At 35.0% G+C, this 23,322-nt stretch carries 21 protein-coding genes; 11 read left to right on the top strand and 10 right to left on the bottom strand.

Features of this window, described 5'->3' with window-relative positions:
• Nucleotides 1-140: 140 nt before the first annotated feature.
• Nucleotides 141-611 carry an SRPBCC family protein gene (locus ACFPM4_RS09470; RefSeq protein WP_382350643.1) on the bottom strand — a complete coding sequence of 157 codons (471 nt, stop codon included), beginning with the start codon at nucleotides 609-611 and terminating at the stop codon, nucleotides 141-143.
• Between the two features lie 325 nt (nucleotides 612-936).
• Between ACFPM4_RS09470 and ACFPM4_RS09465 the strand changes: the two genes are divergently transcribed.
• Entirely contained in the window at nucleotides 937-1,572 is a 636-nt protein-coding gene (locus tag ACFPM4_RS09465) for a hypothetical protein (protein WP_382350641.1), read from the top strand.
• Nucleotides 1,573-1,589: 17 nt separating this feature from the next.
• On the opposite strand, the gene ACFPM4_RS09460 is transcribed toward ACFPM4_RS09465, so the two are convergent.
• Both ACFPM4_RS09460 and ACFPM4_RS09455 read right to left on the bottom strand, forming a co-directional pair.
• Nucleotides 1,590-2,099 (bottom strand): phosphatase PAP2 family protein, encoded by a 510-nt coding sequence (locus ACFPM4_RS09460; protein WP_382350638.1) that lies wholly within the window; start codon nucleotides 2,097-2,099, stop codon nucleotides 1,590-1,592.
• A 51-nt stretch (nucleotides 2,100-2,150) separates the two neighbouring features.
• Nucleotides 2,151-3,491: an MATE family efflux transporter gene (locus ACFPM4_RS09455; RefSeq protein WP_382350985.1), complete on the bottom strand. Its 1,341-nt coding sequence runs from the start codon at nucleotides 3,489-3,491 to the stop codon at nucleotides 2,151-2,153.
• A 247-nt stretch (nucleotides 3,492-3,738) separates the two neighbouring features.
• Here ACFPM4_RS09455 and glsA point away from each other — a divergent pair, with 247 nt between their 5' ends.
• The 4 genes from glsA to ACFPM4_RS09435 all read left to right on the top strand — a co-directional run bounded on the left by glsA (nucleotide 3,739) and on the right by ACFPM4_RS09435 (nucleotide 8,454).
• The gene (gene glsA, locus ACFPM4_RS09450; protein ID WP_144922009.1) at nucleotides 3,739-4,668 is read left to right on the top strand and encodes a glutaminase A; all 930 of its coding nucleotides are present in this window, start codon (nucleotides 3,739-3,741) and stop codon (nucleotides 4,666-4,668) included.
• Between the two features lie 121 nt (nucleotides 4,669-4,789).
• Nucleotides 4,790-5,791, top strand: a complete 1,002-nt coding sequence (locus tag ACFPM4_RS09445) for an N-acetylmuramoyl-L-alanine amidase (RefSeq protein ID WP_382350634.1) — start codon at nucleotides 4,790-4,792, stop codon at nucleotides 5,789-5,791.
• A 151-nt stretch (nucleotides 5,792-5,942) separates the two neighbouring features.
• Nucleotides 5,943-8,237, top strand: a complete 2,295-nt coding sequence (locus ACFPM4_RS09440; protein WP_382350631.1) for a bifunctional diguanylate cyclase/phosphodiesterase — start codon at nucleotides 5,943-5,945, stop codon at nucleotides 8,235-8,237.
• 55 nt (nucleotides 8,238-8,292) lie between these two features.
• Complete coding sequence (locus tag ACFPM4_RS09435) at nucleotides 8,293-8,454, top strand: hypothetical protein (protein WP_382350628.1); 162 nt, start codon at nucleotides 8,293-8,295, stop codon at nucleotides 8,452-8,454.
• Between the two features lie 452 nt (nucleotides 8,455-8,906).
• On the opposite strand, the gene nspC is transcribed toward ACFPM4_RS09435, so the two are convergent.
• The 6 genes from nspC to speD are packed head-to-tail and all read right to left on the bottom strand — an operon-like array spanning nucleotide 8,907 to nucleotide 15,268.
• Nucleotides 8,907-10,040: a carboxynorspermidine decarboxylase gene (gene nspC / locus ACFPM4_RS09430; RefSeq protein ID WP_382350625.1), complete on the bottom strand. Its 1,134-nt coding sequence runs from the start codon at nucleotides 10,038-10,040 to the stop codon at nucleotides 8,907-8,909.
• Between the two features lie 12 nt (nucleotides 10,041-10,052).
• Nucleotides 10,053-11,252 (bottom strand): saccharopine dehydrogenase family protein, encoded by a 1,200-nt coding sequence (locus ACFPM4_RS09425; protein WP_382350623.1) that lies wholly within the window; start codon nucleotides 11,250-11,252, stop codon nucleotides 10,053-10,055.
• A 19-nt stretch (nucleotides 11,253-11,271) separates the two neighbouring features.
• Nucleotides 11,272-12,123, bottom strand: a complete 852-nt coding sequence (gene speB / locus ACFPM4_RS09420) for an agmatinase (RefSeq protein WP_222125497.1) — start codon at nucleotides 12,121-12,123, stop codon at nucleotides 11,272-11,274.
• Nucleotides 12,113-12,964, bottom strand: a complete 852-nt coding sequence (speE, locus tag ACFPM4_RS09415; RefSeq protein ID WP_382350619.1) for a polyamine aminopropyltransferase — start codon at nucleotides 12,962-12,964, stop codon at nucleotides 12,113-12,115. The genes speB and speE overlap by 11 nt, the downstream gene beginning before the upstream one ends.
• A gap of 3 nt (nucleotides 12,965-12,967) precedes the next feature.
• The gene (locus ACFPM4_RS09410; protein WP_144922021.1) at nucleotides 12,968-14,422 is read right to left on the bottom strand and encodes an aminotransferase class I/II-fold pyridoxal phosphate-dependent enzyme; all 1,455 of its coding nucleotides are present in this window, start codon (nucleotides 14,420-14,422) and stop codon (nucleotides 12,968-12,970) included.
• 12 nt (nucleotides 14,423-14,434) lie between these two features.
• The gene (gene speD / locus ACFPM4_RS09405; RefSeq protein ID WP_382350615.1) at nucleotides 14,435-15,268 is read right to left on the bottom strand and encodes an adenosylmethionine decarboxylase; all 834 of its coding nucleotides are present in this window, start codon (nucleotides 15,266-15,268) and stop codon (nucleotides 14,435-14,437) included.
• Nucleotides 15,269-15,591: 323 nt separating this feature from the next.
• Here speD and ACFPM4_RS09400 point away from each other — a divergent pair, with 323 nt between their 5' ends.
• Complete coding sequence (locus ACFPM4_RS09400; RefSeq protein WP_382350612.1) at nucleotides 15,592-15,954, top strand: hypothetical protein; 363 nt, start codon at nucleotides 15,592-15,594, stop codon at nucleotides 15,952-15,954.
• A gap of 211 nt (nucleotides 15,955-16,165) precedes the next feature.
• Nucleotides 16,166-18,139 (top strand): LTA synthase family protein, encoded by a 1,974-nt coding sequence (locus ACFPM4_RS09395; protein WP_382350609.1) that lies wholly within the window; start codon nucleotides 16,166-16,168, stop codon nucleotides 18,137-18,139.
• Between the two features lie 23 nt (nucleotides 18,140-18,162).
• On the opposite strand, the gene ACFPM4_RS09390 is transcribed toward ACFPM4_RS09395, so the two are convergent.
• Nucleotides 18,163-18,570, bottom strand: coding sequence for a hypothetical protein (locus ACFPM4_RS09390; RefSeq protein ID WP_382350606.1), 408 nt, complete (start codon nucleotides 18,568-18,570; stop codon nucleotides 18,163-18,165).
• A 601-nt stretch (nucleotides 18,571-19,171) separates the two neighbouring features.
• Here ACFPM4_RS09390 and ACFPM4_RS09385 point away from each other — a divergent pair.
• The 4 genes from ACFPM4_RS09385 (at nucleotide 19,172) to ACFPM4_RS09370 (ending at nucleotide 23,322) form a co-directional block, all read left to right on the top strand.
• Nucleotides 19,172-19,936 carry a MerR family transcriptional regulator gene (locus tag ACFPM4_RS09385; RefSeq protein WP_382350603.1) on the top strand — a complete coding sequence of 255 codons (765 nt, stop codon included), beginning with the start codon at nucleotides 19,172-19,174 and terminating at the stop codon, nucleotides 19,934-19,936.
• Nucleotides 19,937-20,460: 524 nt separating this feature from the next.
• Nucleotides 20,461-21,621, top strand: a complete 1,161-nt coding sequence (locus tag ACFPM4_RS09380; protein WP_382350600.1) for an acyl-CoA dehydrogenase family protein — start codon at nucleotides 20,461-20,463, stop codon at nucleotides 21,619-21,621.
• A 38-nt stretch (nucleotides 21,622-21,659) separates the two neighbouring features.
• On the top strand, nucleotides 21,660-22,502 hold the full coding sequence (locus ACFPM4_RS09375; protein ID WP_382350597.1) for a transporter substrate-binding domain-containing protein: 843 nt from the start codon (nucleotides 21,660-21,662) through the stop codon (nucleotides 22,500-22,502).
• 112 nt (nucleotides 22,503-22,614) lie between these two features.
• Nucleotides 22,615-23,322, top strand: a complete 708-nt coding sequence (locus tag ACFPM4_RS09370) for an amino acid ABC transporter permease (RefSeq protein WP_144922039.1) — start codon at nucleotides 22,615-22,617, stop codon at nucleotides 23,320-23,322.

Genomic DNA, 23,322 nt, shown 5'->3' with positions numbered 1-23,322 from the left:
CACGGCCCAGCTAACTTGGCAAAGAAAACACGCTTTGCCAAGTGGATCTTCGGCTCGTACTGTTCCCGCAGGAGTCTCGTGCCCATCCGCTACAATCAACTAAGTTGTTAACAACAATGAACTTTAGCAGAGCCATTCAATTAGTAGTCTGCTACTTCATTTTCAATATAGTTTACTAAGTTTTCATATTGTTCGATGTACATAGCTTTAACTGCCCAACCAAACAGTTTGATTGTTAACTTATAGAAGAAATTGCTGGGAATTACACTTGATTCAACCACTATTCGTGTCCCAGTTCCCTCTCTTGTTAAGAAGTATTTGGATATACTTAAACCTTCTTTAGATGTCGAATGCATGATGATTTTATAAGGTGGATCATATTCAATCATTTCCGAGTCCACTGTTACGGTTTTTTTCTCCACTCTTTGCACGGTCTTAAACTTCATTCCGGGTTTGTAGTCGTATTTATCTTCATCATTCTCATAAATATTTTCGACTAAAAGAGTATTCCATAATTTGATTTTCTCATCATCATTTACTAACTCAAATACGACATCAATTGGTGCATCGACATACTCATCGAAACGGAATACCATCATTTCTTTATTCATATTTTTTCCTCTATCTTTCTATCATATAATTAGAAAATAGCTGAAATTATCATACATTTCAAGTTTTATTGAATTATATTTCTTAAAAAAATGAATTGACAGTAGACCTAAATTAACCTATTCTAAACAAGCGTCACTTCGCTATGCAGAGAACAATAAATATATCCCTTCAAATATCTACATCTGAGGTCCTAGTAAAAATTACAACTGCAGTTTGTTTTCAGCAAACTAGATTCATAGGAAAATAAATGATGTAAGAAATGATGTGTACTTCCTTAGTAGAGTTGCTGGCATTGAATTCCATTTCTTGATAAGGAGAGTATCTATGCATAACGGGGGAAACAAATTGGAAGTTTATATACTGCTAACTGATACAGGAACATTATTTACTAAAATGATTAAAATGTTTACGAGAGATCAACTAAATCATGCTTCAATTTCCTTCTCGCAAACTTTAGATAAAACATATAGTTTTGGAAGAAAGAAACCTGCAAATCCATTTATTGGTGGGTTTGTTGAGGAAAATTTAAATTGTAAATTATTTAATCGCGCAACTTGCGCTGTTTATAAATGCCAAATATCATCTGATGACTATGAAAAAATGATCGAATTTGTCCAACAAATTGAAGAGGAACAGCAACAATATAAATATAACTTTTTAGGGCTTTTCTCTGTTCTACTGAAAAAGGAATGGAATAGAGGTAATGCTTACTTTTGTTCTGAATTTGTTGCTACAACATTAAAACAAGGCGGCATCTCCATCAAAAGTAAACCAGCCAATCTTGTGAAACCAAAAGATATTATATATAGTGGCCAATTTCAATGTATATACGAAGGACAACTTCGGAATTATCCTTCCCTTAATAACATAAAAACATTTGTTACAAAAACAAAAAGAGAAAGTAAATTTTTTCATATCGATACACTTTGCATTAAATTAGCAAAATCGATTGTGAGTTAATATATAGAAAAAAAGCACTATTCTATAGTGCTTTTTTTTAATGGATTTATTTTGTAAATAATGGTGGAAAATACGATTCCAATAATAAGACCTGATAATACATCACTCGGATAATGGTGACCTACAAAGATACGAGATATTGCTACTAGTAATCCTAATATTAATGTGAGCCAGCGCCATTTCGGAGATAGCATCCAAAAGCAGGCGATGAACACACCACAAATAGTTGCTTGATCACTTGGAAACGATGGTGAAGCTGATTTTTCAAAGAGTAGATTTACATCTTCTACTACAAAAGGTCGATCCCGATCGATCAAATATTTTAGTGCGCGGCTAGTTAGTAATGCAAAAACGATGGAGAATATACCATAACTGGCAATGGATCTTTTATTTTTGATAAATAAAAAAATGATAATACTAAGGATAAATGCAAAAATTCCAAACCTCGAGAAAAGGATCATGATATTATCCAGGATAGTACTTTTTCCAGCGATATCGTTTACAAAATGAAACAGTGTTGAATCCATACTCTACACCTCCTTAACTAAGGAAAAAGGGCGGTACTTGGCACCACCCTTTTAGTTTTGAACAATTGCATATTTTTCCCATTTGCGACTTTTCCATCTTAGGAACATAATTACGGCTCGAGTCCATTCATCGGCTGCTATTGCTAGCCAAACACCGATTAGGCCTAAATCGAGATAGAAGACAAGGAAGTATCCAAGTGGTAAGCTCATTGCAACCATCGAAAAAGCTCCAATTAATACTGGGAATTTTGCATCTCCAGCTGCACGCAATGAATTAATGAAAACAATATTTATTGTTCTACCTGTCTCTAATAAAAAGCTAAAAACAAGTACACTTGCGCCAATTTTGATGACTTCTGGATTATCAGTAAATAATCCAATTAATGGTTCTCGGAAAATTGTCACTAGGATAACCATAATGAAGGTCACCGCAATTGCATATTGAGAACTTTTCCACACCTTGTTATAAGCTTCTAGACTGCGCCTTCCTCCTACTAATCTACCAACTATAATCGCAGTTCCAGCTCCAATCGCCATTGCAAAAAGGTAGATAAACATCGAAATATTTACTGCATATTGACGAGCAGCCATAGAGCTGTCTCCTAAGAACGTAACATAATACAAAAATACAATCTGGCATGATTGATACATCACTTGTTCAAATGCAGATGGAATTCCGATTTGGAGAATTTTTTTAATATATTCTTTAGATAATGTAAAGTAATATTTAACTTTAGCTTTTACATGTGAAATTTGATAAAAAAGCCAAAAGAAAACAATTAAAGCAAGTAATCGACTCAATACAGAAGAAATTGCTGCTCCTTCTACTCCAAGTTTAGGAAAACCAAAATGTCCAAAGATTAGCAGGTAATTTCCAACAATATGGATGATATTCATTCCAAGTGAAACAAACATCGTTCCTTTTGTATGTCCGTGTACACGAATGATTGCAGCTAGAGCGTTAATCATTGCCTGAAGGAATATCGCCCCACCAACAATGTTTAAATAGCTTTTAGCATGAATTAATATGTCACCATGCAAATTTAATGTTTGAAGCATGACGTGACCAAATAATAAAAATATGACACTTATCACAATACCTACAATAAGATTAAGCATGACTGCTACTGCTGAAATTTTAGCTACTTCTTTAAAACGACGAGCCCCTATATACTGTGCAACAACAATTGATGCTCCGTTTCCAATAACCCCCATAATTAAAATGGAGATTTGTAAAAATTGATTGGAGGCACCAACACCTGCGACGGCATTATCAGATATCTCACTTAACATGAATGTATCTGCAATACCCATCAACATGAAAAGAAAAAGCTCTAAAAAGATTGGCCAAGTTAAGAAAAAAAGATTTAAATCTTTTGCTTCTTTGTTCATCTTTGGCTTTTCTACAAGCTTTCCTGCACTAATTGATGTCAACTTTTCACCTTCTCTGTATAATACCAATCTTAATCAGATAGTATCTTACCACCTTTTAAAGCCCCTGACTATACAAATAAGTTCAATTTCTATAAAAATAATTTAGATATTTTTTGCAAGCGCAAACATTAGAGAAGAGAATAAAAATGAACTAAATGTAGAGTGAAAAGTAAAATATAGAAAATACTAATCAATGGTGATGCAGATGCCTTGTAAATCAAATGAAGAATTATATCAATTAGTAACAGAGGCAAGAAAGTATGCTAAAGATGGAAAGGTTGCAGATTATATTCCTGCACTTGGCAAGGAAAATCAAGAAGCTTTGTCAATTGCAATACATTATCCTGATGGACGTTGTATATCTGCAGGAGATATCGAAAAAAAGTTTACTCTACAAAGTATTTCTAAAGTAATTAGCCTAGCTTATGTGTTAATGGAGCTAGGTAAAGAAGAAGTGTTTCAGTACGTAGGAATGGAGCCGACAGGAGATCCGTTTAATTCCATAATAAAATTAGAAACATTGTCTCCAGGAAAACCACTTAATCCGATGATTAATGCAGGTGCACTTGTCGTTACACATTTAATCAAAGGAGACACCGTTGAAAATCGTTTTCAGCGATTATTAGATTTTGTAAAAGAAATAACTGGTGATATATCTTTAACGTATAATCATGAAATTGCTCAGTCTGAGTTTGAAACGTCTGATTTAAATCGTGCATTATGTTATTTTTTAAAACAACATCATTTTATTGATGAAGACATTGAACAATTAATTGATTTATATTCGAAACAGTGTGCAATTGAAATGAATTGCTTAGTTCTAGCCAATATAGGAATGATGTTTGCGATGGATGGATATGATCCACAACGGGAGCGACAAATCATTCCAAAAGAGGTTGCTAGGATTTGTAAAACATTCATGGTGACATGTGGAATGTATAATGCATCAGGAGAATTTGCAATAAAAATTGGTATACCGGCAAAAAGTGGTGTCTCAGGAGGGATAATGGGTGCTGTTCCAGGAAAATTTGGAATTGGCATTTTTGGTCCATCACTAGATGAAAAAGGAAATAGCATCGCAGGTATTAAATTATTAGAAATGTTATCTAAAAAACTCGATTTAAGTATGTTTTGAAGAGCACGATGTTATCGTGGCTCTTTTTATTACGTTTTCATTACAAATGAGAATAGTATGATTTCCATGAGAACACTTCTTACATATATTGCATTATATATTTTGTAGGGAGTTGAAAATTATGAAAATCATGATTGATGCAGGTCACGGTCCTAATACGGCTGGAAAACGCTCTCCAGATGGATCGTTGCGAGAATTTCAGTTTACTAGTGCTGTTGCAGAGTATCTGGAAGAAGAATTGAACAACTACCAAGGTGTACAAACTTCCTTTTCACATGATGCCTCCCGAAGAATTGATGTGCCTTTAATTGAAAGAACAAATCGGGCTAATGCTTGGAAAGCAGATTTATTTATATCCATTCATGCAAATGCATATACGGGAAGATGGCATACAGGTGGTGGAATTGAAACATATGTATACACCACAAGACCTAAAGAAGCACTTGAGTTAGCAAATAAAGTTCAAAATGAATTAATTAAAGCGACTGGATTACGAAATCGTGGAGTTAAAAGTGCTGATTTCCATGTATTACGAGAATCAAACATGACAGCAATCCTAACGGAATGTGGGTTTTATGATAATAAGGAAGAATTGGCTTTACTAAAAAAAGATTCATACAGAAGAAAATGTGCAGATGCAATTTGTAAAGGCATCGTTGATATGTATAACTTGAAAAGGAAACAGATGGTAAAGTCTGCGAATACTTCTACTCCGAGTAAAACAGGAGAATATAAAGTTCAAAAAACGATTGGTGGGTATATTACTGCTGCAGATGCCAAAGCAAAAAGAAATAAAAAAACCAATGTGACAAAAGGATCTTATTATGTATATAAAAGAGCCTCTGGAATGATAAATGTGACAAAGAAGAAAGGGGTACCTGGAAGCTGGATAAATCCAGCAGATAATAAGCAACAATCTACCACCAAGACATTTAAAGTTCGAGTAAAATCATACGAACTTTGGTATTATAATAAGCCAGATTGGAATGCGAAGAAAGATACATTTAAGCGTGGTCAAGAGTTTACAGTTGTTGAAACATTAACTGTAAATGGTTCAAAGATGTATAAACTTAGCAATGGTAATTATATAACAGCGAATCCACAGTATGTGCAAAAATTATAAAAAGTCTGGGAAACCAGACTTTTTTGCTTGAATCTATCAAATTGTGGTAATAGTACCAATTTTTATCCTAGTTTAATATGAAATTAATATGATAAAATTAGTTGCTAATAGAGTGATTACAATTAGTAAATGTGAATGAGAAAGGCAGAGAATGATCATCAGTATACGTGAGAGATTGATATCGAAACGATTAGTATACTTATTCGTCGTCATAAGTATTCTATTATTTTATAGTTGGATCTATTTCGTTAAAGATGATGACTGGTTAAGGATGGTAGGAGCTTCGATTTTTACAATTGTTGGGGGAACGGTTGGGTTTATATTACTATATAGAACATACCGATACATACAAAGCAGAGAAAAATATTTTTGGTTGCTATTATGTTGCGGAGTCTTCTTTTACATTAGTTCCAATTTTGTCTGGTTCTGTTTCCTAGTAGCAACTGGTAAGCCACTATATCCAAATGTTTCTAGTTATTTGTGGTTAGTTTCCTACCTCTTTTTTCTAGGTGCATTAATATATATGAGTCAAATTATAAGTATGTATGTGACGAACAGTCATTATGTTTTTAATATAGTAGTGTTCATAACGATTGCTAATGCGGTAAGCGTTCAGTATTTCATTGACTCCATATTAGAATTTGGTGGAAATGTTCTATCAATATCATTTAAAACGTTAGCATATCCAATGTTAAGTCTAAGTATTATGTTTGTCACGACCACTTTATATTTTCTTTCTAAACGGAGCCGAATTCGTAAGCAACTAAAATTTATCATTATCGTATTTTATTTACAAATACTTGCAGATGCGATTTTTGTTTACAATAATATTCAAGGAAGTTACGATTTAGGTGGTTATATAGATCCATTGTGGTTACTAGCGATTCTTTTTAAGGGCAGTGCTAGTTTAGATATTCAACCAAATCAACCAATTCCTGAAGTGAAAGAGATTACGTATGAAAAAACGAAGGGAACAATATTCCCATACCTAGGCATTATCTTTCTATTGATTTTAGTTATTCTCAATAATGAATGGGAAGTGAATGCTCTAAATATAGGTATATGTATTCTCTTTCTATTAGTTATTGTTCGTCAGTTTACTATTATGAAACAGAATGACCATTTAATGAGTGAGTATCGATTTTTAGCATATCATGATCCACTCACACTATTAAAAAACAGAGCCAGCTTCAAACTAGAACTTGCACAAATGATGGAAAGTGCGGAAAAGAAACATCATACACTTGCACTTTTATTAATTGATTTGGACCGCTTCAAAATGATAAATGATACACTTGGTCATCATATTGGAGATAATCTTCTTGTTTTAAGTGCGAAGAGATTAAAAGATACTTTGCCATCGTCCAATGAAATCTATCGTTTGGGTGGCGATGAGTTTACCATTATCATTCCTAATACAAATCCAAATAATTGTATAATTACAGCAGAAAAGATTTTGGAAGAGTTTTCGAAACCTTTTGTTATTGATGAATATGAAATCTCAATTACACCGAGTATTGGAATTAGTACATATCCTAATAATGGAACAAATGCAGATGAGCTCATGAAGAATGCAGATGCAGCAATGTATTTGGCCAAAGCTAATGGTAAGAATAATTTTCAGTTTTTTAATTCAGAATTAAATAGACAACTAGAAAGAAAAGTAGCTATCGAACATGGATTGCGTAAAGCATTAGAAGAGAATGAATTGTCACTTTACTATCAACCGAAAGTTGATTTGCATTCCGGGAGAATAATAGGCTCGGAGGCATTATTGCGATGGAATCACCCAGAATTTGGGCTTATTTCACCTAATGAGTTTATACCAATAGCAGAAGAAACAGGTGATATTGCAGCGATCGGAGATTGGGTTCTTCAAACTGCATGTAAACAAAATAGAAAATGGCAAAAAATGGGCTTCCCGTTCTTAACGATCGCAGTGAATGTTTCGGCACGTCAATTTCAACAACAAGACTTTTTGAAAAAAATTCATACGGGCTTACAGGAAATAGGATATAGCCCTAAATTACTTGAACTCGAAATTACCGAAAGTATTATGCAAAATATTAAGGAATCGACGGAAATGCTCAAAAGCTTGAAAGCAACTGGAATTAAAACAGCAATAGATGATTTTGGAACAGGCTATTCATCTTTATTTATTTTAAAGGAATTGCCTATAGATACAATTAAAATCGATAAAGCGTTTATTGATGATATAAAAGAAGCTGGCGATTATTCAATGGTAAGAACGATTATTAATATGGGGCTAAATTTAAATCTGGAAGTTGTCGCAGAGGGTATTGAAGATGAATTCCAAGCAGAAGTTCTCGCAAAAAACCAATGCAATTACGGCCAAGGTTACCTATACTCCAAACCAGTACAAGCACATGAATTTGAACAACTATTGATTGAGGGATTGAAGAAAGATAGTTATCATACAGTTTAAAATATGATAAATGCATAGAGTATTTGCTTTGAATAACTGTGTACAAGAACAATAATTGGATTGGAGGAAAAGAGTGGTTATCTTTATTCTAATTGCAATATTTATCGTTATCTTTATATCTACAAGCATCATTGAAAAAACTTTAAAATCCATAAACAAACAAAATGATCGTATAATTGAATTATTAGTAGAAATAAAAGAACAAAAAAGAAATTAATAATTTATTAAAAACAGGAAGCGATCTACTGTGATTGCAGAGAATGATGATGGTCAAATTAAAGGTTTTGCAGATGTCTGGAAGTAAAACACTTTAGTTATATGAATATTATGGCGAAATTAATAAGAACGGTTCAAATAAAAATTGGCGGAAAATATTGAATGAACTAATTTGTAAATTGAATAATGTATACAAGGTTATTGAGGAAATATAAACAAAAGAGCGTATTCACTTTTAGAGGGTTGATTGTAGCGGAAGGCGTGAGACTCCTGCGGGATGAACGGTATCCGGGAGACCTCGGAGGCGTTATAAGCGCCGAGGAGGCTTCCGAACCGCCCGCGGAAAGCGAACGCCTGCAGCGGAAATCAACAGACGCTGTATAAAAGTATCAAAAGGGCCGATAACAAGCGAATGAAACTTGTTGTCGACCCTTTTTAAAATGGATATAAAATCTACAATCGTATTTTAAAATCCTCATAACCAAATCGCTTTAAAACTTTTAAACCATCATCAATCGTATTTAAAACAATCGAAGGGAGGTTTATCCCATTAAAAGTATTATTTTTGACCATCGTGTAGTGCGCCATATCAGTAAATACAAGCTTATCACCAGGTTTTAATGGATGATCAAAAGAATAATCACCAATAACATCACCAGCAAGACAAGTAGGTCCACCGAATCGATAGGTGTATTGCTTTTCATTCGGCATACCAGAACCTATGATATGAGGACGGTATGGCATTTCAAGGACATCTGGCATATGGCATGCAGCTGAAGTGTCTAATATGCCTATTTGCATGCCATTTTCCATAACATCTAAAACCGTTGTAACTAGATATCCAGTATGAAGAGCGATTGCTTCTCCTGGTTCCAAATATACATCGATATCATATTTATCTTTCATGTACATAATGGATCTAACTAGAGTATCCAAATCATAGTCGGGGCGAGTAATATGATGACCACCACCGAAATTGATCCATTTCATTTGCTTTATATATTCACCGAATTTCTCGTCGACTACTTTTACAGTACGTTCGAGAGTATCTGAGTTTTGTTCACACATGGTATGGAAATGCAAACCATCTATACCATCTAGTTGACTCGCATCAAAATTTTCAAGTGTAATACCAAAACGTGAGTAAGCAAAGCAAGGATTATACATATCCACTTCAATTTCAGAGTACTCAGGATTAATACGTAATCCGACTTCAATTTTCCTTGAATGGTTTTGAACCTTTTCTTTGTATTTATTCCATTGATGGAAAGAGTTAAATACAATGTGATCAGAAAGATTTAGAATTTCATCTATTTCAGCGTCTGAAAAGGCTGGGGCATACGTATGGACTTCTTTGCCCATTTCTTCACGTCCTAGCCGAGCTTCATTTAAGGAACTAGATGTAACACCATCCAAATATTCACCGATTAACGGATATACAGAGTACATTGAAAAACCTTTTTGAGCAAGTAAGATTTTACAGCCTGTCCGATCGATGACGGACTTCAATATTTCTAGATTTTTTCTTAGCAATGATTCTTCGACCACATAACTAGGAGAAGGCACAGCATTTACATCAAAATTCATGGTGATTCCTCCTTAATCAATTAGTTTTGGATCGAAGCTCTCTTGCCATGGTAGTCCATATTGATTAAGAGCATCCATAAATGGATCTGGATCAAACTCTTCAATATTATATACGCCAGCTTTTTTCCATTTTCCTGTTAATATCATCATTGCACCAATCATTGCAGGCACACCTGTTGTATAGGAGATAGCTTGAGAACCAACTTCACGGTAACATTCTTGATGATCACATACGTTGTATACATAGTAAGTTTTTGGTTTTCCATCTTTTGTACCTTGGAAGATACACCCGATATTTGTTTTTCCTTTTGTTCTCGGTCCGAGAGAAGCAGGATCAGGGAGCACTGCTTTTAAGAATTGAAGAGGAACTATTTCCTTTCCTTCAAAGTTAATTGGCTCAATGGATGTCATCCCAACATTTTCAAGGACTTTTAGATGTGTTAAGTAATTTTCTGAGAAAGTCATCCAGAAACGGATTCTTTTCACACCTGGAATATTAATAGCTAATGATTCAAGCTCTTCATGGTGTAATAAGTAAATATCCTTTGGTCCAATTTCAGGTAAGTCATAGACACGTTTAATAGACATTGGTTCTGTTTCAATAAACTTACCATTCTCATAATAACTACCATTCGCAGTTACTTCACGAATATTAATTTCTGGGTTAAAGTTTGTTGCGAAAGGATAACCATGGTCACCAGCATTGGCATCTACAATATCAATTGAGTCAATTTGATCGAAGTGGTGTTTTAGTGCATAAGCAGAGAAGACACCTGTAACGCCAGGGTCAAACCCACTACCAAGTAGGGCAGTAATTCCAGCTTCTTCAAATTTTTCGCGATATGCCCATTGCCATTTATATTCAAATTTTGCAGTATCTAGTGGTTCGTAGTTTGCTGTATCTAAATAATCTACCTTAGTAGCAAGACATGCATCCATAATCGTTAAATCTTGATATGGAAGTGCCACATTGATGACAATATCTGGTTTGAAATCATTTATTAATGCGATTAATTCCTCAACATTATCCGCATCTACTTGAGCAGTTTGGATTTTCGTTTTACCGCCATCTAGTTTTTCTTTTAAAGCATCACATTTCGATTTTGTACGACTTGCGATACAAATCTCCTCGAACACATCAGGAACTTGACAACATTTGTGAACAACTACGCTAGCAACTCCGCCAGCACCAATAATTAAAGCTTTTCCCAATTTTTCCACCACCTATAAATTATTTTGATATTGCTAGTAATAATTCCCTTAATACTTTACAAGCGACTGCGGTTGAAACACCACTATGATCAAACATTGGAGATAATTCATTTACATCACAGCCTACAATATTCAGATTACTAATTTGTAGAATTGCCTCTAATAATTCTACAAAGCTAACTCCACCTGCTTCAGGGGTACCTGTACCTGGAAAAACAGAAGGATCGAGTACATCCAAATCAATTGTTAAATAAACAGGTTTCCCAGCTAATTTAGCAACTACTTCTTCTAATCCATTAAAGTTAAACTTATTAGTAAATACACGATCTTGTCCCCATTGAAATTCGCTTCGGTCCCCGGAGCGGATTCCAAACTGGTATATGCGGTCATCTCCGAGAATATCCCATACTCGATGTATGACAGTTGCATGTGACAAAGTTTCACCTAAATAATCATCCCGTAAGTCTGCATGGGCGTCTAATTGGATTACATGTAGATCAGGATACTTCTTAGCTGCAGCTTTAATTGCAGCTAGTGTTACTAAATGTTCGCCACCAATCATACAAGGTATCTTTTCATCATCAAGAACCTTATCTGCAAACTCTTCAATTTGTCCAAGTGCTTTTCGTGTATTTCCAAAGCTTAATTCCAAATCACCGCCATCAAAGACAGCAATATCTTCTAAATCTTTATCTTGGTACGGACTGTATGTTTCTATTCCAAAAGATTCACTACGCATTGCTTTGCTGGCAAAGCGAGTTCCTGGACGAAAGGAGGTTGTCGAATCAAATGGAGCTCCAAAGATAACGATTTTAGATTCTTGATATTCATTGTCACAACCAATAAACGTTTCAATATTTTTATTCAACATCTTTTAACTGCTCCTTTACGTAATTTGGAAGAGCAAAGGAACCTACATGGATATCGGTATTGTAATATTTTGTTTGTATACCAAGCTTGTTCCATGAATCCGCATCTAAATCATTAATTGGATGGTATTTCTTTGAGGCGAATCCAAATAACCAGTGTCCAGAAGGATAGGTTGGAATATGTACTTGATACACATGACAAATTGGAAAATATCCTATGATTCGTTGGTGCGCCTTTTTCATTCCTGCAGCATCTTCTTCATAAAATGGACTTTCATGTTGATTCACAAGAATACCATCGTCCGTTAATGCCTTATAACAGTTGCCATAGAACTCTTTCGTAAATAAACCTTCACCTGGTCCAAAAGGATCCGTAGAATCTACGATGATAAGATCATACTCGTTTTCTTTGCTGCGAACGTAGCGAAGACCATCTTCAAAGAATAGATTCACTCTTGGGTCATCGAGCTTGGATGCAGTTTGGGGTAAATACTCTTTACAAACATCTACCACTAATTCATCAATCTCAACCATATCAATCTGCTCAATGGAATCATATCTTGTAAGTTCTCGAATCGTGCCGCCATCTCCTGCTCCAATAACTAGTACTTTCTTAATATTCGGATTTGTTGCCATTGGAACATGAGTTATCATGTCATGATAAATAAATTCATCTTTTTCTGTCACCATGATAAGACCATCTAGCGCTAAGATTTTTCCAAATTCCTCTGTTTGAAAAACTTCAATCTTTTGAAAGTCACTACTGCCTGAGAATAGTTGTTTTTCTAGTTTTACTGAGAAACGAACAGTTGGTGAGTGGTTCTCTGTAAACCATAAGACCATGTTCTACTCCTCCTTTAACACATTAATATGTTCGATTTTGCTATCTTCTGTACCTGTTAAGAAGCATCCTTTTTCCTTGGAATAGGCAATGTAATCCAAGATTTCCTTCGTAATGCGTTCTCCAGGTGCAAGAATAGGGATACCAGGAGGATAAGCCATCACAAACTCACTACAAATATAGCCAGCACTCTCTGAAATAGGTAGCTTTTGTTTTGGTGCATAAAATGCTTCCTGAGGAGTATAGATGATCTGTGGTGTAATATATTCATGCTCAAAAATACTACTACGATCTTTTGCATAACGACGTTTAATTTCACCTAATGCAGCAACTAAACGCTCAATGTCTAATTGCCTATCACCAACAGAAATATAAGCTAAAATATTCCCGATATCTCCAAATTCAATTTGGATGTCATATTCATCACGAAGAATATCATATATTTCGATTCCCGCTAAACCGACATCAAGTGTATGAACGGATAGCTTTGTAATATCAAAGTCGTACACGGTGTCCGCATTGATTAATTCTTTTGAAAAAGCATAATATCCGCCGATGCGATTAATTTCGTCACGCATATATTGTGCCATTTTTGCTACTTTTTCAAAAACTTCTTTGCCGTGTAGAGCTAAGTTTTTCCTTGAAATATCAAGGGAGGAAAGAAGCAAATATGAACCACTTGTTGTTTGAGTTAGATTAATTATTTGCCGTGTATATCCTTCACTAATGTCATTATTTATTAATAGGAAGGAACTTTGTGTTAATGAACCACCAGATTTGTGCATACTAACAGCAGCCATATCAGCACCAACAGACATGGCTGAAGCAGGAAGGTCTTCTCCAAAATAAAAATGCGTACCGTGTGCTTCGTCTACAAGCACAAGCATTTGATGGCGGTGCGCCAATTCAGTGATTGCTTCAAGATTGGAACATATCCCGTAATAAGTAGGGTTATTAATTAATATTGCTTTTGCATCCGGATTCTCTAAAATTGCCTTCTCTACTTCAGCAACCGACATACCTAATGGAATCCCGAGTTCATGATTTACTCCAGGGTTTACATATACGGGAATGGCCCCACTAATAATCAAGGCATTTATTGCACTGCGGTGTACATTTCGTGGCAAGATGATTTTTTCTCCTGCCTTACATGCAGTCATTACCATTGCTTGAACAGCAGAAGTTGTTCCATTTACCATTAGGAAGGCATGTTTAGCACCAAATGCATCAGCTGCTAATTCTTCTGCCTCTCTAATAATGGAAACAGGGTGACTAAGATTATCTAATGGTTTCATCGAATTTACATCGACAGAAAGACATTGCTCTCCTAAAAAGTTTGCTAATTCTTTGTTTCCTCTTCCACGTTTATGCCCTGGAACATCGAAAGGAACAACCCGCATGGAACGGTATTTATTTAATGCTTCCATGATTGGGGCTCTGTCCTGTGAAAGATGTACCATATGAATCACCCCTTACCCGCCATAAATATTAGAAGCGCTAAAGATTTCGATCATTTCTCTGCGCAAATTATTAATAATATGAAGCCTCTCTTTAGGAGGGAGTTCATATACGTCTGTATTAAATAAATAATTTTGTAAATCAATATCTTTAATTAACATCTTTGTATGAAAAATATTTGATTGATAAACATTTACATCAATCGCATCATATTTCTGTAATGTATTACTGTCAATAAAGTCTTGAATGGATGCCATCTTATGATCCATAAATAGTTTTTTTCCATTTAGGTCACGAGTAAATCCACGAACTCTGTAATCGATGGAGATAATATCCGAATCAAAACTTCCGATAAGATAATCCAACGTATTAAGTGGTGAAATTTCTCCACAAGTGGAAACATCTATGTCAACACGAAATGTAGCAATCGAATTATCTGGGTGATATTCCGGATAAGTATGGACGGTTACATGACTTTTATCTAAATGTCCTAGAATTGTATCTCTACTTTTCGCAAGATTAGGTTCACCTAAATTACATGATTCATCAATCTGACTTATCGGAAAGGCTTCCTCTGAAATGAGGATGGTAACACTAGCTCCTTGGGGATCGTAATCCTGTTTACTTACATTTAGTACTTGTGCTCCAATAATTTCTGTCACATTGTACAAGATTTTTGTTAATCTTTCTGAATTATACTGTTCATCAATGTAAGCAATATAATCCTTTTGCTCCCGCCCACTTTTTGCATAGCAAACATCATAGATGTTGAAGCTAAGTGCTTTTGTGAGGTTGTTAAAGCCGTACAGTTTCAGCTTATTTTCCAACCCTAACATCACGCCTTTCATTAGAAAATCAGTATAATTATATAGTATTGCAATCGCAAGTCAATAGAATTTTTTTAATATATTTAAAACAGAAATTTCCGATGAAAAAACTCGCTATTAAAGTTGTTAATTCAGCTTGATGATACGTGACATTTACCTCTTACTGAAATAAATAAACATTGGAGCTATATGTTTTAACATGACCAAGCTGCCCACGAATTATTAGGGGGCATTTTTGTATAGATAGTTTATTCTTCCATAATTAAGGTATATTGCCCACTCTTAAGACATCTATCCTGCATAAACTAAAAGAAGCTTCATTAATGGAAGGGAGTGGAAACTAAATGAATTATAGAAATATGCAAAGTGGACATCATGGCGGACATCATGGCGGACATCATGGCGGACATCATGGCGGACATCATGGCGGACATCACGGCGGACATCACGGCGGACATCACGGTGGACATCACGGCGGACATCATGGGGGGCACCATGGCGGACATCATGGCGGACATCACGGGGGAAATAAAGGCCCAAATTATGGAGTTCCTTTTGTTGGAGGATTATTAGGAGGACTAGCGCTTGGGGCAGTAACATCACCAGGCAACTACGGACCATATCCATACCCACCTCCAGCTCCTTACCCATACCCTTATCCAAATCCATACCAGTATCCGTACCAACCACCATATTATCCATATTAAAATAATAGAGGAAAAGGACAGTCAAAAAAGCTGTCCTTTTTTGTTGAAAAAAAATACTTATTGAAACTTTTATTTATAAACTGCGTCTAATTTAATAATAAAGGCATGTTGGAGTTACTATTTTCGAAATATTATTACTGTATGGACATTTGTTCTTTTGGCAACATTATTTGTATGGGTAAAAAGAGGGCAGATTAAGGGGGACGCTGTAATGGGAAAAGTGATTAAGGTGAATTCCTTATTCATTTACTTTATTATTTCCGTATTCTTTATGGAAATTATATTTCGTATTCATACTATTGAGGATTTTGAACTTATTGATTTGATAAGATCGGGTATGTTTTTAATCGTTTTTGCAATCATATTTTATCTTATTTCAACACTTTTTAAAGGGATGTCTAAGTTTTTATTATCTGTGCTCTTTCTAACAATAGTTGCTTTTATTTATTCATCACAATTAATTTACTTTAAATTCTTTCGTACCTATTATAGTGCCTATTCTGTTGGAAACGGAGCACAAGTATTAGAGTTTTGGAAAGATATTGCAACTTTATTAAAAGAAAATATTGTTTTGATTTTATTATTGTTCTTGCCTGTACTTGTCTTAATTGTTTTTGGAAGGAAACTAGCTTCGTTTGAAAAAATAGGATGGGGAAAAAGATTAGTATTAATTTGCTGCATTGTCTTAGTACAGTTAATTGGTATTGGGGCAGTGAATGTCAGTGGCAAAGAACAAAATTCTGCCTACGACCTTTATTATAATAGTAGCCTACCACTTCTTTCAGTCGAGAGATTAGGATTGTTAACTACTATGCGTCTTGACCTTCAACGCCTGTTAACACATTGGTCACCAAAGTTAGAGCCACCTCAGCCATTACCCAATAATTCTTCGCAAGTAAGTGGGGGTAAGAAAGATCAGGAAAAACAAGAAGAAGATGTCGTGGAAATTATTGAATATAATGTCATGGACATTGATTTTTCTAAATTAATAGGGAATGAAAAAAGTGAAGAAGTAAAAGCAATGCACAAATTCTTTCAAAGTATGGAGCCTACAGCAAAAAATGATATGACAGGTAAGTATAAAGGGTATAACTTAATCCTTTTAACTGCAGAAGGTTTCTCTCCATATGCAGTTCATAAAGAAGTAACCCCAACCTTATATAAATTAGTTCATGAAGGTTATAACTTTTCGAACTTTTATACGCCAATATGGGGTGTTAGTACTTCAGATGGGGAATATGTTGCACTGCAAAGCTTGATTCCGAAGAGTGGAGTATGGAGTTTTCAACGATCTGGTAGTAACCATCTTCCATTTGTACTTGGAAATCAATTAAAGAAGTTGAATTATAAAACAAACGCATATCATAACCACACATACACTTATTACGGTCGAAATATTTCACATCCAAACATGGGATATGATTATAAAGGATTAGGTAATGGCTTAGATGTGAAAGAAACTTGGCCAGAATCTGATTTAGAGATGTTAGAGAAAACAGTAGACGACTATATAAATAATGAGCCGTTTCATGCTTATTACATGACGGTAAGTGGTCATATGCAATACTCTTTTACTGGGAATTATATTGCTTGGAAGAATAAAAAGCATGTAGAGCATCTTCCATATTCTGAGCAAGCAAAAGCATATTTAGCAACACAAATTGAGCTAGATCGTGCTTTGGAACATTTACTTAATAAGCTTGAAGAAGCTGGAGTAGCTGACCGCACTTTAATCGCTTTAAGTGCTGATCACTATCCTTATGGATTAGATGACGAAACAATCGATGAACTAGCAGGTCATAACGTCGAAAAGAACTTTGAACTATACAAAAGTACATTTATTCTCTATAACAAAGGTATGGAACCAACAACAATTACGAAACCTGCATCAAGTCTTGATATATTGCCTACATTATCGAATTTAATGGGAATTGAATATGACTCGAGATTGTTAATGGGTCGAGATATTTTCTCAGACTCTATGCCACTTGTTACTTTCTTAAACAAAAGTTTTATAACCGATAAGGGAAAATACAATGCTGTAACAGGAAAATTCATTGCGAATGACGGTGTAGAAGTCGATGCTGAATACGTAGAATATGTAAAATCGCTTGTTCAAGCAAAATTTTATTATTCAACAAAAATCTTAGATCATAATTATTACAAAAAAATATTACCAAACTAAATGTGAAAAATCGGGAGGTATTGTCACCTCCCGATTTTTTTTACTGTAATTGCCTTTGTATTTTTTGTTTGTCTACATTGCTGGAAGGCACTTTCTTCAGCGATACCAAGCTTAAATGCTGCCTCTAATTTTTCAATATCTGGTTTTTTCTCAAGAATGATGCAATCTTCTAACCTCAATTCTTCTAGTAATTGGACAGTTGATGCTTCGTCATATAAAATGGCCGAACGGATTTGCCGTTGTAATTTAAAATTACCACGTTCTAATTCTCCTTTTTCTAACTCTCCAATCTCCGAATCCAAGAACTGATGAAAAAAAGATTTTAATTGATTCATTTCTTTCTCAATTTCCTTTTTTTGCATATTCAATTCAAAATATCGTTGTAGATCTCTTTCATTGACAGTTACTGAATCCTGATATGCTTCCTTCACATTCATACCTCCAGACTTATATGGATAATAATGTGTATGAAGCTGCAACTTAAATATGACTGTTTTTCTTAGAAACAATGTTAGAAAAAGTATGGTAATTAAAACCATTCGATATAAACGGAGAGTTAGAAATAATCAAAGTCAGTCAAGGCGGTTTTGTATGGTGAATTGTTGCAAAAAGGTTGAGAGCAGTAGTATGAAGACGTTTTTGGTAAGTGCATAGCATTAAAATGGTTGAGAGCAGCACTATCAAGACGGTTTTGGTAAGTGTATAGCATTAAAATGGTTGAGAGCAGCACTATCAAGACCGTTTTGACAAGTGTGATGCTTTAAAATGGTTGAGAGCAGCACTATCAAGACGGTTTTGACAAGAGTAATGCTTTAAAATGGACTAGAGAGGGTTTATCACAACCAATTGACCTAAACGGAAGGTCAGAAATGATCTTGATAGAAGCGGTCAAGACCATAATATACCGACAGTCGATTCAATATGGTTGTGAGAATAGATGGAAACCAAATAGCGATTTGAAAAATTATATAAATTAATTATTGACCTTCACGCAACGTCAAGGTGTATCGTTATTGTTGAGGAGGTGATCAAATGGAATATACAGTACAAAAGTTAGCAAAGTTGGCGGGGATTAGCACGAGAACATTAAGGTATTATGATGAGATTGACCTTCTTAAGCCGGCAAGAATCAATTCATCAGGATACAGAATTTACGGGCAAACTGAAGTTGATCGCCTACAACAAATTCTTTTTTACAGAGAATTAGGTGTGAACTTAGATGCAATTAAAGATATTATTTCATCACCTCACTTTCATGAAGTAAAGGCACTAAAAGAGCATCATGAAAAACTTATGGAAAAAAGAGCACAATTGGATGCGTTAATTTTAAATGTTGAAAAGACAATTGCTGCAAATGAAGGGAGAATTACAATGTCTGATAAAGAAAAATTTGAAGGATTTAAGAAAAAGTTAGTTGATGATAACGAAAAGAAATATGGGAAAGAGATTCGTGAAAAGTATGGGGATGAAACGGTTAATAAATCAAATGAAAAAGTGTTAAATATGACCGAAGCGGAGCATGAAGAGTTAACTAAACTTTCTGAGGAGCTTCATAAAACCTTGGCACAAGCATTTGCAACAGGAGATCCTGCTAGTGATATAGCACAAAAAGCTGCTGATTTGCATAAACAATGGCTTTGTTATTATTGGCCGAATTATACGAAAGAGGCACATGCTGGTGTTGCTCAAATGTATGTAGATGACGAGAGGTTTACGGCCTATTATGATAAAGAGCAACCAGGTACTGCAGAATTTCTACGAGATGCTGTACACATATATACTGGGGTTAAACAGTAGTATATAGGTGACTAGTACTAAACTGTAAGACTATGCCGCTACGGAAATACACTCCGCTTTCCGCGGGCGGTTCGGAAGCCTCCTCGGCACTATACGCGCCTGTGGGGTCTTCCGGCTACCGTACATCCCGCAGGAGTCTGCGTGTATTTCCTCCGCTGGTTATATTCAGCCCTTGAAGGAAAATATAAATTAATAACCTACTGTATTGCATACAGTCTTTTACCGAGAATAGCACTTTGCACATGATGTGATTATTGCAAAGGTTGCTTCTTAGTACAAGCCAAACTATCTTGATATAATCATATAGTTTGGCTTTTTATGCTTAAAAGTTCATAAACTGCTCATAATTAAACTTTATGTTGCATATACCCGCTTTTTCCGATAAATATAGTCGAATTTACCTGTTGACAATTGGTAATATTTACAATACCATTAATTTTACATTTTTTATAAGTGAATTTTTTTGCAATAAAATCACACTAATCCAATAAGAATTATATAAATAGAGTGAGGGGGAAACTTAAATGGATTTGTTTATTAAAAATGAAACACAAAAGAAATGGTTGGAAGTTTTAAAAGAGAAAGAGGATACGTTTAAGAGTCGTTCAGCTTATATAGATGAAAATTCTATTTTTCCAGTAGAGAATTTTCAAGAATTAGTTGAAATAGGTTATCCGAGTATTACTTTACCTAAGTCATATGGTGGGCATGGTTTAAAGGTATATGACATGGTATTACTGCAAGAAACACTTGCAAGCTATGATGCAAGTACTGCACTCTCGATTGGTTGGAGCTTAGGAACAATTGGGGATCTTTATGAAAATAAATCGTGGACAGATGAAAATTTGGAACTATTAGCAAATGAAATAGTTAATGGTGCCATCATTAATCGTTCAGTTAGTGAGGCGCAAACAGGAAGCCCAACAAGAGGTGGACGTCCAGGTACAAATGCAATCAAAAAGAATGGAAATTGGATTATTAATGGACGTAAAACATTTACTACAGCTTCACCTGTATTAACTTATTTCCTTACATCTGCATGGATTGAAGAAAAACAGAAGGTAGGATTCTTCCTCCTACATAAGGATCTTGAAGGTCTGTCCATTGATGAAACATGGAACGTAATTGCCATGCGAGGAACAGGTAGTCATGATCTCGTACTTGAAAATGTGGAAGTAGATGAAACGAAATTGGTGGAACTACCTGATCGCTCCAGTGCGAAGAAATTTAATGGTTGGATGTTACATATTCCAGCTACTTATCTTGGTGTTGCACAGGCAGCAAGAGATTATGCTGTTTACTTCGCAAATCGTCATCAACCAAATAGTCTGAAAACACCTATTGCAGAATTACCAAACGTACAACAAACACTTGGTGAAATAGAATTAGAGCTTACGAGAGCGAGGCATTTAATTTATAGTGTGGCAGATGCGTATGATGATGAATCACGGCGCCAACATTTAACAAATGAACTAGGAGTAGTAAAACATACAGTTACAAATTCGGCAATCACGATCGTAGATAAAGCAATGCGAGTGGTAGGAGCAAAAAGTTTACAACTAAGTAATCCATTGCAGCGTTATTACCGTGATGTAAGAGCGGGTCTCCATAATCCTCCTATGGATGATATGACGATAAAAATGCTAGCAGTTGCAGCACTTGAAGCAGATAAAAACAATTCGTAATGAACAACTAAGAAAAAGAGAAAAGGAGCTGAAGAATGATGAAAAAAATAATAAGTGGAATTGTATTAGCGTTTGGATTACTCGCACTATTAACAGGTTGTGGAGCAGATGAGGCATCAAGTGATTCTGGTGTAAGAAAAATAAAAGTAGCATATGATCAAGCATCCAAACCAATCTCATGGTTGGATGAAAACGGAAATGCAACTGGCTATGACGTTGAAGTGATGAAATTAGTCGACGAATTACTTCCTGATTATGAATTTGAATATGTAGGAACGACAAATGAAGATCTACTAATTGGTGTAACACAAGGGAAATACCATGTTGGTGTCAAAAATGCGTTTTGGACAGAAGAAAGAACGAAAAAATTTATCTATCCAGAAGAATTCCTTGGCTTGAGTAGTACGGGGCTTGTGTTGAAAAAAGAGAATGAACATATTAAAACGCTCGAGCAGTTTGCCTCTGAAAATATGACACTAGCACCAATAGCAGCTAATAATGCACAATACACAGTTATTGACGAATATAACAAAGCAAATCCTGATAATCCAGTGAAGCTACAAGCTGGTGATGCATTTTCTGTTGATGTCATCCAGTGGGTAAATGAAGGACGGGTAGACGGTGGAGTTTCTATTGAAGGACCGTTTGAAAAACAAGTACTTGCAGAGGATGGACCATATCATAATCTTGTTGATGAAGTGGTTTATAACGAATTCGCCGTTATTAAAACATGGCCACTATTTAATAAAGAAGAACAAAAATTCGCGGATGCTTATGACGAAGCAATAAAGAAATTGAAAGAAGATAAGAAACTAAATGAATTAATGAAGCAGTTTTATGGCAGAGATTTATTTGAAGTGTTGGAGAAGGTAGAAAGATAATTGTAGTGCATGGAGTTGGATGACAAAATATGTATGTGTCATTAACTCCATGCATTCAACGAAAATATGTAGATGATTATTCCGTCAATATCACATAAAAGCTGGTGGAAATATGGAAAAGTATTTTGATGCTTCCTATCTATGGGGCGCATTCCCGATGTTAATACCCTATTTAAAAGTAACATTTTGGGTTGTCATCCTAACTGTGCTGTTTGGGACATTATTAGGATTCATGTTGGCAGCTATGAAAGTTGGAAATAGTAAAATTGCTAGAAAAATAGCAAATGGCTATACAACTGTTTTGAGATGTACACCATCCATTGTCCTCTTATTTTTAGTGTATTATGGTGTACCTGCATTAATAAGCAATATTGGAATTGATATTAATGATTGGGATAAGATCTTCTTTGTTGTGCTAACTTTTACACTACAATTTGGGGCAATAATGTCGGAGGTTATTCGCTCTGCTTATGAATCAATAGATAAAGGTCAATTCGAAGCAGCAGTTAGTGTAGGATTAAGTAATAAGCAAGCATATTGGCGTATTGTCGTACCGCAAGCATTTGTTGTAGCACTACCTAATTTTGGGAATGCTTTATTGGAATTAATGAAAGAAGGATCTTTAGCTTACACGATTGGACTTATCGATGTGATGGGGAAAGCTAATTTAATCATCGCAGGCAATTATAATTCGCATGCTCTGGAAATTTATATCGCTATTTCTATCATTTATTGGATTTTATCAATCGCAATAGAGCAGTTCTTTTCCTTGTTAGAGAAGCTATTTAGTAAAGGTAAACAAGTCATTAAGAGTGTGTAA

This window comes from Lederbergia graminis (genome assembly GCF_042655485.1).
In the GTDB taxonomy this organism is placed as follows: Bacteria; Bacillota; Bacilli; order Bacillales; family Bacillaceae_C; genus Lederbergia; species Lederbergia graminis.
This window is presented reverse-complemented; position numbering and strand designations above follow the sequence as displayed.

What these genes read in the sequence shown, in the direction of transcription:
- ACFPM4_RS09470 (WP_382350643.1), bottom strand. Translation starts at nt 611, where the DNA reads ATGAATAAAGAAATGATGGTATTCCGTTTCGATGAGTATGTCGATGCA.
- ACFPM4_RS09440 (WP_382350631.1), top strand. Translation starts at nt 5,943, where the DNA reads ATGATCATCAGTATACGTGAGAGATTGATATCGAAACGATTAGTATAC.
- ACFPM4_RS09375 (WP_382350597.1), top strand. Translation starts at nt 21,660, where the DNA reads ATGAAAAAAATAATAAGTGGAATTGTATTAGCGTTTGGATTACTCGCA.
- ACFPM4_RS09410 (WP_144922021.1), bottom strand. Translation starts at nt 14,422, where the DNA reads ATGGTACATCTTTCACAGGACAGAGCCCCAATCATGGAAGCATTAAAT.
- ACFPM4_RS09455 (WP_382350985.1), bottom strand. Translation starts at nt 3,491, where the DNA reads ATGAACAAAGAAGCAAAAGATTTAAATCTTTTTTTCTTAACTTGGCCA.
- ACFPM4_RS09395 (WP_382350609.1), top strand. Translation starts at nt 16,166, where the DNA reads ATGGGAAAAGTGATTAAGGTGAATTCCTTATTCATTTACTTTATTATT.
- speE (WP_382350619.1), bottom strand. Translation starts at nt 12,964, where the DNA reads ATGGTCTTATGGTTTACAGAGAACCACTCACCAACTGTTCGTTTCTCA.
- speD (WP_382350615.1), bottom strand. Translation starts at nt 15,268, where the DNA reads ATGAAAGGCGTGATGTTAGGGTTGGAAAATAAGCTGAAACTGTACGGC.
- ACFPM4_RS09465 (WP_382350641.1), top strand. Translation starts at nt 937, where the DNA reads ATGCATAACGGGGGAAACAAATTGGAAGTTTATATACTGCTAACTGAT.
- speB (WP_222125497.1), bottom strand. Translation starts at nt 12,123, where the DNA reads ATGTTGAATAAAAATATTGAAACGTTTATTGGTTGTGACAATGAATAT.
- nspC (WP_382350625.1), bottom strand. Translation starts at nt 10,040, where the DNA reads ATGAATTTTGATGTAAATGCTGTGCCTTCTCCTAGTTATGTGGTCGAA.
- ACFPM4_RS09380 (WP_382350600.1), top strand. Translation starts at nt 20,461, where the DNA reads ATGGATTTGTTTATTAAAAATGAAACACAAAAGAAATGGTTGGAAGTT.
- ACFPM4_RS09445 (WP_382350634.1), top strand. Translation starts at nt 4,790, where the DNA reads ATGAAAATCATGATTGATGCAGGTCACGGTCCTAATACGGCTGGAAAA.
- ACFPM4_RS09460 (WP_382350638.1), bottom strand. Translation starts at nt 2,099, where the DNA reads ATGGATTCAACACTGTTTCATTTTGTAAACGATATCGCTGGAAAAAGT.
- glsA (WP_144922009.1), top strand. Translation starts at nt 3,739, where the DNA reads ATGCCTTGTAAATCAAATGAAGAATTATATCAATTAGTAACAGAGGCA.
- ACFPM4_RS09370 (WP_144922039.1), top strand. Translation starts at nt 22,615, where the DNA reads ATGGAAAAGTATTTTGATGCTTCCTATCTATGGGGCGCATTCCCGATG.
- ACFPM4_RS09385 (WP_382350603.1), top strand. Translation starts at nt 19,172, where the DNA reads ATGGAATATACAGTACAAAAGTTAGCAAAGTTGGCGGGGATTAGCACG.
- ACFPM4_RS09400 (WP_382350612.1), top strand. Translation starts at nt 15,592, where the DNA reads ATGAATTATAGAAATATGCAAAGTGGACATCATGGCGGACATCATGGC.